The 13,717-nt window shown below is 42.7% G+C and carries 11 protein-coding genes; 5 read left to right on the top strand and 6 right to left on the bottom strand.

Features of this window, described 5'->3' with window-relative positions; translation table 11 throughout:
* The first annotated feature begins 139 nt into the window (after window positions 1-139).
* A complete protein-coding gene (locus PseudUWO310_RS21605) occupies window positions 140-2,554 on the top strand; it encodes an MASE1 domain-containing protein (RefSeq protein WP_143190426.1) in 2,415 nt (804 codons plus the stop codon).
* Between the two features lie 156 nt (window positions 2,555-2,710).
* Here PseudUWO310_RS21605 and PseudUWO310_RS21600 read toward each other — a convergent pair whose 3' ends face one another.
* The 6 genes from PseudUWO310_RS21600 to PseudUWO310_RS21575 all read right to left on the bottom strand — a co-directional run bounded on the left by PseudUWO310_RS21600 (window position 2,711) and on the right by PseudUWO310_RS21575 (window position 9,143).
* Window positions 2,711-3,370 carry a Uma2 family endonuclease gene (locus tag PseudUWO310_RS21600; protein WP_143190425.1) on the bottom strand — a complete coding sequence of 220 codons (660 nt, stop codon included), beginning with the start codon at window positions 3,368-3,370 and terminating at the stop codon, window positions 2,711-2,713.
* Window positions 3,371-3,607: 237 nt separating this feature from the next.
* On the bottom strand, window positions 3,608-4,189 hold the full coding sequence (locus PseudUWO310_RS21595; protein WP_143190424.1) for a Uma2 family endonuclease: 582 nt from the start codon (window positions 4,187-4,189) through the stop codon (window positions 3,608-3,610).
* Window positions 4,190-4,540: 351 nt separating this feature from the next.
* Entirely contained in the window at window positions 4,541-5,155 is a 615-nt protein-coding gene (locus PseudUWO310_RS21590; protein ID WP_223805799.1) for a TVP38/TMEM64 family protein, read from the bottom strand.
* Between the two features lie 396 nt (window positions 5,156-5,551).
* A complete protein-coding gene (locus tag PseudUWO310_RS21585; protein ID WP_143190422.1) occupies window positions 5,552-6,127 on the bottom strand; it encodes a CDP-alcohol phosphatidyltransferase family protein in 576 nt (191 codons plus the stop codon).
* Between the two features lie 150 nt (window positions 6,128-6,277).
* Window positions 6,278-7,330, bottom strand: a complete 1,053-nt coding sequence (locus PseudUWO310_RS21580; protein WP_143190421.1) for a thiamine phosphate synthase — start codon at window positions 7,328-7,330, stop codon at window positions 6,278-6,280.
* Between the two features lie 124 nt (window positions 7,331-7,454).
* Entirely contained in the window at window positions 7,455-9,143 is a 1,689-nt protein-coding gene (locus PseudUWO310_RS21575; RefSeq protein WP_143190420.1) for a DUF6930 domain-containing protein, read from the bottom strand.
* A gap of 322 nt (window positions 9,144-9,465) precedes the next feature.
* Between PseudUWO310_RS21575 and PseudUWO310_RS21570 the strand changes: the two genes are divergently transcribed.
* The 4 genes from PseudUWO310_RS21570 (at window position 9,466) to PseudUWO310_RS21555 (ending at window position 13,092) form a co-directional block, all read left to right on the top strand.
* Window positions 9,466-9,663, top strand: coding sequence for a hypothetical protein (locus tag PseudUWO310_RS21570; RefSeq protein WP_143190419.1), 198 nt, complete (start codon window positions 9,466-9,468; stop codon window positions 9,661-9,663).
* 179 nt (window positions 9,664-9,842) lie between these two features.
* On the top strand, window positions 9,843-10,646 hold the full coding sequence (gene plsY / locus PseudUWO310_RS21565) for a glycerol-3-phosphate 1-O-acyltransferase PlsY (RefSeq protein ID WP_223805798.1): 804 nt from the start codon (window positions 9,843-9,845) through the stop codon (window positions 10,644-10,646).
* A gap of 356 nt (window positions 10,647-11,002) precedes the next feature.
* A complete protein-coding gene (locus PseudUWO310_RS21560; RefSeq protein ID WP_143190418.1) occupies window positions 11,003-12,208 on the top strand; it encodes an MFS transporter in 1,206 nt (401 codons plus the stop codon).
* A 422-nt stretch (window positions 12,209-12,630) separates the two neighbouring features.
* Window positions 12,631-13,092, top strand: coding sequence for an Hsp20/alpha crystallin family protein (locus PseudUWO310_RS21555; protein WP_143190417.1), 462 nt, complete (start codon window positions 12,631-12,633; stop codon window positions 13,090-13,092).
* Window positions 13,093-13,717: the final 625 nt, after the last annotated feature.

The following is a 13,717-nucleotide window of genomic DNA, read 5'->3' as shown; positions in this document are numbered from 1 at the left end:
CGCTTATATTGGTAAGTAACTAAGCATAATTAAAAACTAAAGCTAGGGAGCGTACCGCCCGCATAGCGGGCGGTACGCTCCTCTGGGTTTTAAGTTTACTTAGCTACTTAAAACAATTTCTGAATGGGACTTAATAGGCATGACAGATAATTTGTTAAGAGTTCCCTTGCAATTCTTCCAATCCAAATCTATTCGCAAAAACTTTATTAACTGTATTGGTATTGCGATTGTTGCACTGGGCTATTATGGGCTTGCCGAAGTATGCCGTCATGTCGTCTCCACTCCTCAATCTGTCACACCTGTTTGGTTTCCCGATGGGTTCGCTTCTGCGGCAATTTTGTTATTTGGCGATCGCTTACTTCTCGGTGTTTTGCTAGGCTCTTTTTTAGCAAATATTTGGGCTTTTATTAAAACAGATAGTTTTTTCCATATCCTGCAATCCGTTTCCCAAGTAGCCATGATTGCGATCGGTACGACCACAGGTATTGGCTTGGGGAGCTACCTTTTACGGCGTGCCATTGGGCGGGAAAGTCCGCTTAGAAACTTTCGGAATGTTGCCCTGTTCTTTTGGCTGGCTGGGCTGGTGGGAGCCATGCTCAATGCGACTACAGGCGTAACCGCTCTATGTTTGGGGGGGAATGTGACTTGGACTAATTATTTTGGGGTCTGGCTAACTTGGTGGATATCTAATGTTACGGGGATTTTTGTCTTAACCCCTACTTTGTTAAGTTGGAGTGAGATTGCCCATTCCAAGTTCTTCAGTTACCTCCGCAAAAAACGCGATCGCCTTGTCAAACTGCAACACCTGATCGAAGCCTTGATGATTGTGGCGGCTATATTAACCATCTCTGCGATCGCTTTTAACGGTATTTATCCCATTGAGTATCTAATTCTTCCCTGTTTAGTTTGGGCTACTTTTCGTTTTGGACATTTCGCAGCCACTAATTTGATATTTTTGGTGTCTGTGATTGCCATTATAGGAACATTGAGGGGAACGGGTTCTTTCGCAAGGGAAAGCATCTATGAATCCTTACTGCTATTACAAAGTTTTATCGTTGCCACCGTCTCATTTACGTTAATTCTTGCAGGGACAATTGACGAACATCGGCGTAGTAGCAATCATTTAAAAAAGTCTCAAATGGAACTGATTCACAAGTCGCAATTGTTGATCGAGAGCAACCGTAAACTCAGGCAAGCTAAACAGATAGCTGAGGAGGCAAATCAGTCGAAAAGTAAATTTCTGACTAATATGAGCCATGAGCTACGTACCCCGCTCAATGCAATTATTGGCATCTCTCAACTGCTTCAGGATGAAGTAGAAATTTCACCCCAACATAAGGCAGACCTACAGATTATCTATAATTCGGGATATCACCTGCTGTCTTTAATTGAAGATATCCTCGATATTTCCAAAATTGAAGCTGGAAAGATGGAAATTCAACCGATGAATTATAAATTACTGGAGTTAATACAGGAGGTGGGTGAGAGTTTCCAGTTTTCCGCAAACAATAAGAATATCGAATTAATTTGTGACTTTGCGCCCGATCTGCCCCAAATCGTCCATACGGATATCAAGCGACTAAAGCAAATTCTCTTCAACCTGCTCGGTAATGCTGTAAAGTTTACGGACAAAGGGAAAGTAACATTTCGGGTTAGGAGAATTCGCGATCGCAATCTAACTATTAATGCCTTAACGGATTCCCATTTTATGGATCCTACAGATCCGACGAATACTAATCAGCTCGCCTATTCTGCCAATTCTATATCTAATACTATGTCTAATGCTATATCTAATCCGATGGAGATTGCATACCTACTATTTGAAGTTTTAGATACAGGAGTAGGAATGGATGCGGAGAAGTTAGATAAGATTTTTCTGCCCTTTGAACAATTGGGAGAGAATAAGCTTAAATCTCAGGGTACGGGGTTGGGATTAGCGATTAGTCAAAAAATTGCGCGTATGTTGGGAGGGGAAATTACGGTAAAGAGCGAAATCGGTTTGGGTAGCTGTTTCAATTTACATTTGTCCATCGAAGTTGTAGAGCCGATTACCTATGAAGAAATTAATGCCCAACTCTTAACTCAGGAAAGCTCTATTGTACAGGTAAATAGCGATCTAAATAGCGATCTAAATAGCGATCGCGAATTGAATAGCTTTTATAAAAGTTTCTCTGAAATCTATCCTTTAAAGATTTTGATCGCTGAAGATAACTTAGTCAATCAGAAGGTTGCGGTTCGTATATTTCAGCGATTGGGTTATACCGTCGATATTGCCAATAATGGGCTAGAGGTAATCGCAATGATGCGATCGCAAACCTATCATGTGGTGTTTATGGATATCCAAATGCCTGAAATGAATGGATTAGAAACTACGGCTAAAATTTTGGAAGATTGGAACTTAAACTCACGTCCTCGGATTATTGCAATGACAGCTAATGCAATGTCAGGCGATCGTGAGGACTGTTTGGCTGCGGGCATGGATGACTATCTGAGCAAGCCAATTCAGATTGAGCAGTTGTTAGCTGCCCTGAAGCGATCGTATGCACAAATTTGAGTTATCTCATTTCACGGCTACGTTGCAAAGCTTCCTTTTTGGGAATTGGTATAATCAGATATTTTTATTGAGCTTTTCAAAAGAGCGTACCGTCCGCGTAGCGGACGGTACGCTCTTCTAGGTTTTAAGTTTACTTATGCTTAACTGCTTATCACTTTATCCTAACTGTTCCATAAACCAAGAACCAACCTGTGAGTTATCCATCTCGCGGCTACGTTGTAAAGCTTCTTCTAATACACTCAAGTGTAATCCTCCAAATACAGATGATTCTACAATCCTTGCACTTCCCAGACCTTGTAAGATTCGGAACGCAGTGATCTTCATGTTCTGGACATCAATCACCCAATATTCTCCGACCTGCACCTCTTCGTATAGCAAGCGCTTTGCACCAAGGTCATAACCTAATGATGTATCGGCAATCTCAATCACGATATCAGGAGGCAAACTCTCATCAAGATCGACGATCGCGCTACTTTGAGGTGCGTTCTGCGTGTGATCGTCTACGTAATAAGAAATATCTGGCTGACATTCGCGGATTCCCACTTTACGATAACTACAATTCGTATAGCCTTTAGCCAAGATATTGCTTTTCATACAGTAAAGTGAAATCAGAATGATTACCACTGTATTTACAAAAGCGTGATCTGCGCCAACCCCCATTTCGCTATAGTAACTCCCTTGAAAATAGTAAAATTTCGCCTTGTCATTGTTTGCGGTCTGCGATATTTGCAAGAAATCCTCCCAAGTTGCTGATATCCATCCCTTCGGAATAAAGCTTTGACTTAAAACTTTTTCTTTCTCAACTATTGCAACCATAACTTCTTGCCTCTATTGCTGCTCCCATAATATCTCATTCTCTTGAGTGGGTCAGCTTTTTGCGTAGCAATGTGAATTTATTGCGACTTTACAGCAATTATCGATCAAACGAACCAAGGGAAATTTTTAAAAGCGTTGCAAAGCAACGCTTTTAAAAATTTCCCTTGGTTTGGATTTGAGCGCAAAACGCTGTATGGGGCGATCATGTCCCTAGTGAATAGGAGAAGCCAATAATTTTCAAATTCCTGCTTTCACAAAAAACTGTTCGGCTGTCACTACTAAATCGGAGAACAACTCATCGGTTAATAGGCGATCGCCTTGATAATTCTCTGGAGGGCGATCGGGATAGAACACCGTGAAAGTTCTGCTCATCGGATCGATAACCCATACGCGCAATATCCCAGCCTTTAAATAATCACCAGCCTTCGCCACAAATTCCTTAAAAGTCTGTCCTTCTGACATAATCTCAATTACTAACTCAGGTGGTACTGGACACATTTCATTACCGACATCACTAGGTAATCGTTCTATCGAAATATAAGTCAAATCAGGCACGGGACACCAATCTTGTTCATTGCGTGTTAGCACTATCCCCCATTCAGGATAAACAAAACCTTTGTCCTCAAACAAATCACCCAAGTACCGATATAAAACACCCTGAAGCGCAGCATGGAATCTCTTTGGAGACATTTTCTTCACCATCTGACCATCGATAAATTCGTAATTCTGATCGGACTCAGGACTTGCCAAAAACTCAGTCAATGTCAGTCGCTGCGATGTGACTGTCTCTATCACTGGCGATTGAATCACTGTAGTCATTTTAATACTCCTTTTTTGTAAAAAAGTTGATGCGCTCCTAATTTATACCAAATCACAAAATGGCGTAGCCATTTTGTGATTTTAAAACCCTTACTGGATTTGGGTTTCAATTCCCAAAAGTGTAGCTACACTTTTGGGAATTGGTATTATTAAGGATATTCTCGCAATTATGCCAACTGAGCCTCAGCTATATCTTATCAGAAGGTTTGTCTAGCAGTTTTTAGGCGATCGCCTTGATAATTCTCTGGAGGGCAATCGGGATAGAACACCAAGATGAGTAGCGGTGCTTCGCGCCGTACGCAATGTCTAATCCTTGACTAGGTGAGTAATCAAACCTTACTTTGCTAAGTTTTAGGGTAACTTTCGCGATCGCTGCCAATATTGCAACCCAAAGGGTAGCAAAGATAGAAGAACTAGGAAACAGGATGCCAGTGTAAATTGGAAAAGTTCATTATCTTGAATAGCTGATTTTCCTGAAACCCCTAACCAAGTATAGGCAACGGTTCCAGGAATAACGCCGATAAAAGTTGCAAATGTATAAATCCTGCTGTTAATTGGAGTGAGAGCCAATAGGAAATTGATGATATTAAAAGGGGCGATAGGTGCGAATCTTAACGATAGAACGAGATTGAAGGGTTTATTGGTAACCGCTTGATTAAGCTTTCGCAGTAGCTTATGGTTCCCAAAGGTCGCGATCGCCCAATCATGGAAAATGTAGCGCGTAAAGTAGAACGCACCCAAGGCTCCTAAGGTTGCTGCTAGGGTAGACCATACCGTTCCCCATCCAAACCCAAATAGGACACCACCAGCTAAAGTATGCATCGTAATTGGTAAACCTAGAATTGCCACCAATACATAGGTTGAGATAAACAAAGGAATCGTCCAAATTCCTAAGCTTTGTAAATATGAGGAGAGAATTTGCCGATCTAGTAGTCCCCTTAAAGGAGTGATAAAGAAAAGAAGCATAATGCCAAGGAATAATAGGATTTTGAAGTTCCTTTGGCAAAGCCTGAAAAATTTGGGGAGTAAATTCCGCTTCATCGTACCACTCACTTATAGAAACGATTTAATTGAAACGATTTATACCAATTCCCAAAAGTGTGGCTACACTTTTGGAAAACCAAACCCAGTCAGGTTTTGAGATTCCCAAAATGGCAACGCCATTTTGGGAATTGGTATTAAACGATGAAGAGTGCAATGTCTGCGTAGCGGTCGGGGCACTCTCTGATTTTACTTTTTAATTTGAGCTATTTATAGCTGCCGCCAGTTTTGTTAGGACAAAATCAAAACCCCAAAGAGAGTTGCCGCGCGGAGCGCGGCAACTCTCTTTGGGGTTTTATGTCCTGATACAGTTGACGGCAGCTATATTAACTTTTTGCGTAGGTCTAAGGCATGAAAGATGCTTAAAACATCACAGTGCCACGCAGGTAAGAGAAGAGTCATCACAATTTCTTCAATACTATTAACTAAACAGAAAGCGATCGCTAACCACAGAGTTGAGGCGTAGCCAAAGCCAAATAGACAAACTGTGGCAATTAGTAGCGTTAATCCCCATATTTTAGCTGTATAGGTGTGAAAACTAGGGAGTTTTCTAAACTTGATGAGGTTAATTGTAAACAGGGTGAACTGAGCCGCGATCGCCAATAATAAGGGAACTCGAAAATCGACAATAACTTTGGGATATACCAACCAAGTACTGATGGCAACACCTACAAACAGGCAGATATCTGCCCAACTGTCTAACTGTCTCAGCTTGGCGGTACTAACGCCCAGTCGTCGGGCAATGATGCCATCAAAAATATCTGAGAGAATGGCAATCACATAACCAACCACAAATCCCCAAGTAGTTTGATGATCTAAGGCATCCAAAAGAAGCAGAGGGGCAATGGCGAAACGAATTCCGATTAAGATTTGGGGAATATCCTTTGGTGCGATCATTTGGTCTTAATCTTTGGTTAAAGCTTGTTTGGGAAAGTAGAGTTATACCAATTCACGAAAGTGTGACAACACTTTTGTGAATTAAAAACCAAACCCAATAAGTAATATCAAAGCTCAAAATGGCGTAGCCATTTTGAGCTTTGATATTACTTATTGACTGAGCAGCGATCGCATTTGTTTTGCCACGTGATCGGGATGCTCGGCTTGCATGAGCGCCCGTACAACTGCCACTCGCTTTGCTCCTACGGCGATCGCTTCTTCTAAATTGCGTTCGTCAATGCCACCGATCGCAAACCAAGGAATTTCGATATTTTGCGTCGCGTAAGTGACATAATCATAACCTGCGGCTGCTTTAGTGGGCTTAGTAGGCGTGGCATGGACTGGTCCAACACCGACATAATCCACGCGATTGTTAAGCGCGATCGCTAACTCCTGCGGATTGGTGGTGGATTGTCCGATAATATATTGCGAGGCATCGCCGCCATGGGCGTTTAAGATTTGGCGTACGGTAGTAACTGGTAGATCGGTTTGTCCCACATGGATGCCATCGGCTCCAACGGCGATCGCAATATCAACTCGATCGTTCACTAAAAACAAAGCATCGTATTTATGACAGATTTCGCAAAGTTGTTGGGCGATGTGATAGCGAACATTATCTTCGCCTTCTTTTTGACGATATTGCACAATCTGCACCCCTCCTTGTAACGCGGACTCAACAACCGAGACAATGTTATCAACGGGCATCGTGACTAGATATAAACTGGCAGCCTGCAACTTTTGACGGCGAATTTTTCCGACGTTAGCTATTTCATGCCCCAGCAACTTGCTTTCGAGGGTATAAACTTGATAGCGCATCTGTTTCATGGCAGCGCCCAAGTTTGGATCAATAACTTTACCGTATTCCTCTAGAACTCTTAGTGCTTCTTGCAATCGTCCCATATTGGCTCTGAGCAATGCTTGGATATCAGTGCGGCTAATTTCGTTGGTATGGCTCAATCCCGTGGCTGGATCGTCGGGAGTATTGCGGGCAAGACGAAACTCTTCACGATGCCATAGGGCTAATTCTTGACGCATTTGTTTGCAGCGATCGCACAGATCGACATTTTCTAAACCAAAGCGACACCATTCTTCGATCGTACGGAGAGCCTCGCGGGCGCGATCGAGGTTAGCATCGAGGATGCGGTAAATAGTTTGTTGAGACATATAGTTGAGATAGTTGATACATAAGTAAGTGGGCTTAATTAAATATCAAACTCTAAAACTTGCGGCGCACGCGCAGCTTGCGCCGCAGGTTTTAGGGTTTTAATTATGCTTAGCCACTTAACAATTAGAAATCAAAATCAAAGGCGGGTTCAGCCCGTAATTTACCTAAGCCTAATTCTTTATCATCAATTAGTTTAATTTCGTAATAGCCCAGAATATGATGCGGTGCGGGATTACCGCGTGACGCTCCAGTAATACCCATCGCCACGATCACGCATACATTACCCTTGGTATTTTTAGCTCGTTGCTTCCAGCGCTTATGATGTTCGCCACTGAGAGTTGCCTTATCAAATTCTCCAAATAGATGGAGGTCGTCATTACCCATCACCATCAAGCCCAACTGACAAATATTGCCAAAAATATCCTCAGCTGGGTTGAAGCATAAAGAGTGAATGCCATTGAATTCATCGATCTGCTCGATTAGTTCCAAGGCTTTGGGGCGTGAAGTTTGGATCATCAGTCCTGGCAAACCTTCTCCCTTTTTAGTGCCTAAAATCGTGGGAATGCTTTCCGAGAGCTGCTGATGAATTGAGGCTTTGCGTAAGAACTCCACCTGTTCCCAAGGAATGGTCATCATATGGATTAGGGCATTGTCTGGCCAAAGATCCTCATTGATCAATGGAGAATCATCATCGTCATCTTCATCATCTTCTACGACTAATTGATGTAATTCATTAGCCAGATCGGGCATGGTCTTGACAACGACATTAATCGGTTCTTCCGCATCACTATCGAGGCTTGGGGCATAAATGGTATAGGTTCCCGAAAGATTGCTAAAACTCGTACTTAAACGCTTATGGTACTGTTCCCAAAATTTATTCAAAGCCTCAAGAGCCACTGTCAAAGCGATCGCTTCTTCGTCATAAAGATAGGGTCTACCGCCTTCAAGGGGATGTAACGCTCCATAGATCGGCTTCATTGGTGTAGCTGCCGTGGGAAGAGAGCGCATCTTGCCACGGAATGGAAAGGGGGGGAGATCGCCTTCCATTTCTAAATCTGGTGTTTCAAAGAGATTAAATAAACAGTCTTGGTGTAAAAAAGTCTCTTCGATTTCATCTTCAGAGCTACCCGAAACAATCCGATGGCGAAACTTGACTAAAGACTCTTCAGACCGATAAAAAATGACACCCTGCTCTAAACCCATCTTGCCCATCACGATCGCATAAAGGGTATCGATATCCCAGCGATCGATCTCGAGCGAAATCACCTGATGATCCCACAGAGTATTCCAAGGAGCATTGCGCCAGATTTGCTCGGATTGGCTATGTAAAGCTGACGCAAACCTCTCTGGGACGATGGGCGGATTGTCAGCGAAACTTTCCAAAATATGGGAAAAAATTTCATCAATTAGGGGGAGGCGTTCCACATATTCGACGGAAATATCTAAATCCTGTAGAACACCACGCAAATAAAACTGAAGTTCGCGATCGCATACGAGGATTTTTTGGGGCAGCGATGGCTGGGCTGGACTTTGAGGATGCTCGATGGCCTGCAACAACGCACGGACAAAAGCCTCTTGCCCCACGCCTGAATCAACTACATCCATAGAACGCACCATTCCCTGCGAACCATCTACCCACAAAATACAATGGGGTTTAGACTCTTCGCTATGGGCATGAAGGGGGATAATGTTGGAAGAGTCTTGCGGTTGGCGGATTTTAGCGGGCAAGGAACGGCGATCGCCTTCCCAAACCGCAGATGACTGCTTGAGTTTTTTGAGGCGACGAAGAGTAGATCGGTTTAGCGTGGTCATCGAAAATATTCTCTAGATTAGCCACTCTTAGGAAATTTGTAAGAGTGCATTGATCGATTTAACTATGATATGGCGATAAATTGCCAGATTTGATCATAAATTATAGGAATTACTTGCTAGAAAATGCGTAGTAATGCGTAGTTTAACCATCTACTTTCCAGATTTTAGGGCTACAATTGCTTTAAGCGTGACCTAAAACTTAGGATTTTTAGACCTCACGTTCTCGTATTTCTGTGAATCAAACAGATAATCAAACAAAACTTTAATGAGCAATCCTCATTAAGCAATCTGCAAACATCACCCCAAATATATACCTGCATTTATGGACGAGCTAAAACCGATTCTCAATGAGTTACTAGGACAACCCGTTGCATTTTTTGGTGGACTCGTTTCGGGCTTTCTCAAGCTCGATCTCCAACAAGATCCTTTAAAGGGTTGGCTAGAAAAGCAAGGAGCAACAACTACGGTGTCTTCTGCTGAAAGCAAAAATGAAGGTCCCCAGTCTATTTCCATAGATTAATCTATAGATTAAATTGAATTTAATCGAAAATATGGGATTTAAAACCCAATTTTTCGATAAATTCTCATTAGGGACTTGCCCTATAGAAATCCTATTAATCCTTTGTTACGGTTGGCATCGGCAATCGTATTACCCAGAAGAGAAGAACGGTGCTTTGCGCCGTTCTTCTCTTCTGGGCTATGGCGACTATATCAAAGATGAGTGGCGGTGCAAAGCGCCGCCACTCATCTTTGGGGCTTTATGTCCTAAGCAAACCTTACATTGTTTTCTTGATTGCCACAATATTAGAGAATAGGTTTAGCCTATGCGCTGCCCCTATTGTTTATGAAGTACAACTTATGTGGTTTGCCTATCTTTTGCTTGCGATCGCCTATCTCTTAGGATCTTTCCCCACGGGTTATTTAGTGGGACGGTTGGCTGGTATTGATATTCGTCAGCTTGGCTCAGGTTCAACAGGAGCAACCAACGTATGGCGTAATGTTGGCAAATTTGCGGGAATTCTCGTATTTATAACTGACTTTGCTAAGGGATTGGCGGCAATTTACATGATGCAGTCGGCAAATTGGTTGATGACAAGTCTAAATATCAAGGCTGAAGCGATCGCTCAAAACGAGCTGTCCTTGTTGGTAATTGGCGCGGGAATGTTGGCTTTGATCGGTCATAGTCGTCCGATCTGGTTGGGATTTAAGGGCGGTAAGTCGGTAGCGACGGGGGTAGGAATTTTGTTTATGCTGAATTGGGTAGTGGCGATCGCTGCTTTTAGTATTTGGCTAGTCACGATGGCAATATGGCGAACCGTTTCGATTAGCTCCATTGCCGCCGCCGCTGCCGCCCCGTTTTTTATGTGGACAATGCAAGGCAATATGATTTACGCCAGCTTTGTCACCGCAGGATGCGCTTTTATCATCTGGCTGCATCGTTCTAATATCGAACGTATTCTCAACGGCACAGAGTTTACTTTTAAAACAGAGCCTAAGACATAAAGTATAGCTATCGCCTGTACTAGGACATAAACCCCAAGAATTGACTGGCGGCGCGAAGCCCCGCCAGTCAATTCTTGGGGTTTGATTTGTCCTAATTCAAGTGACTGTAGCTATAAAAAGCCTATAATACCAATTCACGAAAGTGTGACAACACTTTTGTGAATTAAAAACCAAAACCAGTAAGGGTTTTCAAATCACAAAATGGCGTAGCCATTTTGTGATTTGGTATAAAGCAGTCTGTGCTGTCCTCAAAGCAGGCGGCACAGGTTTTTAGGTTTATGCCCAGTTACTGAGCTATAAAAGTCTGAGGTAGCGCTGTAGTATGGACAAGGACTATATGCGATCGCCTCCTAAGAATGAATCGTAAATTTTGGATTATTGCCCTCATCTCTTTTATTAACTCCCTGAGTTTTACGATTCTCATCCCAGTTTTGTATCTCTATGGCAGACAGTTCAAGTTAAATGATTCTCAGACTAGCTTACTTTTTGCCATTTATGCGTTCGCTCAGTTTTTTGCCACGCCAATCATCGGGAAACTCTCCGATCGCTTTGGGCGCAAACCTTTATTAATTGTTAGTTTGGCGGGGACAGTTATCGCGAACCTCATGGCAGGAACTGCCGCGAGTGCCGCCGTATTATTTTTTGCTAGATTTCTCGATGGGATTACAGGCGGTAATGCCTCGGTAGCCCAAGCCGTAATTTCCGATGTAACCACCCCTGAAAACCGAGCTAAAGCATTTGGGATCAATGGGGCGGCCTTTGGGCTGGGGTTTATTTTAGGACCTGCCATCAGTTTGATCGCCCAAAAAGTAGCTCTCAACACACCCTTGGGTAAATCCTTTGGCGCATCTTTCTTAGTCTCGGGGACGATCGCTGCGATCGCCTTATTGCTAACTATTTTCCTGCTGCCTGAGACCCTGAAGATTAAAGCTCAAAAATCACAAAACTTCTTCGATCTTGGTCTAGATAAGCTAATCACAGGATTATATATGCCCAAAATAGGAATTTTGTTGGTGATTAATTTCCTAACAGGACTAACATTCAATATGTTTACCTTTGCGTTTCAGCCCTATTTTTTGCAGGTGATTAAGCAAAATAGTGACACGCTGACGTTGATGTTCTTGCTGTTCGGTGTCCTAGGCGTAATCATGCAGACTCTGGGAATTTCTCTGATGCTCAAACGCCTACAAATCGTACAGATTCTCTTTTTAGGGCTATTAATCCGTAGCGTCTCCTTCGCCTTAATGCCCATCTGGGAAAATGTCTATTACTTTGTGGTTGTATGTATTCTCTTCTCATTATTGAATTCCGTCGTACAGCCAATGATCAGCGCCCTGATTTCCCTCAATTCTAGCCCCGAAGAACAGGGAACAGTACTCGGAATTAACTCTTCCTACCTCAGCATATCAAACGGATTTGGTCCAGTCATTGCAGGTTTCGTCGTCAATCAAAATAATCCCCATTCCTATGGTTATCCGCTCTATCTAGCAGGGATTTGTACATTCCTTGTCCTCATCTTTGCGTTTCTCAAACGGCAAAGCTATGCAGTTAAATCCTCCTAGCTATAGCCGTCGCCAGATTTTACTGTACTAGGACATAAAACCCAAGAATTGATTGGCGGTGCTCCGCACCGCCAATCAATTCTTGGGTTTGTTCTACAGCACTTTGCGCTCAAACCCAAACCAAGGAAATTTTTAAAAGCGTTGCTTTGCAACGCTTTTAAAAATTTCCTTGTGGTTTATTTGATCGATAATTGCTGTAAGTCAAGTGACTGTAGCTATAGATATTGTGTGCTAATCGCCATTCTATTCGAGCGGGTTTAGGTGAGGAGAACCCACTCCAAAAAGTTCGGTTCTCCTTCTCCTCAAAGCTTTGCCGCTATTTCATAATAAGTCTGTGAATCAAGAAGTACAAACCTCCAATTCAATTTCTACCCTACTTCTTAACATTCACAGTTGTTTAGAAATAGATAAAGGTGATTCCTATGTTATTGCGTTGGCATCCTCTCCAAGAAGTAGAAGAAGTAAGTCGTCAGTTCGATCGCTTATTTCGCGAACTCGCACCCCAAGAACGAGAAACAACCAAAGGTGGTTGGATTCCTGCCAGTGAATTACGGGACGATGGCGATCATTTAACTCTAAGGTTGTCGCTTCCCGATATCGAACCCAAGGATCTCGATATTCAGGTCACAAAGGATTCTCTTTCGATTGCTGGCGAACGCCATATTCAAAGAAAAGATGAATCAGACAAAGGATATTATTGGAGTGAAATCAGCTATGGTAAGTTCCGTCGCGTTTTTGCCCTACCTGTAGCGATCGAAAACGATCGCGTAAAAGCCGAATACAACAATGGGATCTTAACTCTCACCCTACCTAAAGCTAACGAAGTCAAGGCTTTTAAGGTCAATGTCTCCAACGAGTTACCAGCCTCTGAATCCAATCAATAATGTAATACCAATTCCCGAAAGTGTGACAACACTTTCGGGAATTATAGCTATCGCCAAATGTACTAGGGCATAAACCCCAAGACTGGCGGCGCAAAGCGCCGCCAGTCTTGGGGTTTGATTTGTCCTAATTCAAGTGACTGTAGCTATAAAATCTAAATCTCGTAAGGGTTTTCAAGTTAAGAAATGGCGTAGCCATTTCTTAACTTGGCATAGCGGTAGCCAATTATTTTAGGACAAACCCAAACGCCAAAATAGAGGGGCGGCGCGAAGCGCCGCCCCTCTATTTTGGCGTTTGGGTCTTAACTACAATGGCTATAGCTATATAAGTACCTAAGAAGTAAACTTAAAACCTAGAAGAGCGCAACGCCTACTACACAGGCGTTACGCTCTCTAGGTTTGATCCTACTCATGTTTAGCTACTTAAATATTCATAGTTATTATATAATTTATTTATTCTATGGTTTGAGAGGACTATTCCCCTAAAAATAGTCCTCTCAATAGACTTCATCGGAAATAAAGAGGAGATAAGCCGTAAGCCTATTTCCCAATTGAGATGCTCAAGTTAAGCAACCTTCCCATGTCTCATCGTAACCCTGAAATTGTGTAATCCACAAGAAGTTTCCAT

This window comes from Pseudanabaena sp. UWO310 (assembly GCF_006861605.1).
GTDB lineage: Bacteria > Cyanobacteriota > Cyanobacteriia > Pseudanabaenales > Pseudanabaenaceae > Pseudanabaena.
This window is presented reverse-complemented; position numbering and strand designations above follow the sequence as displayed.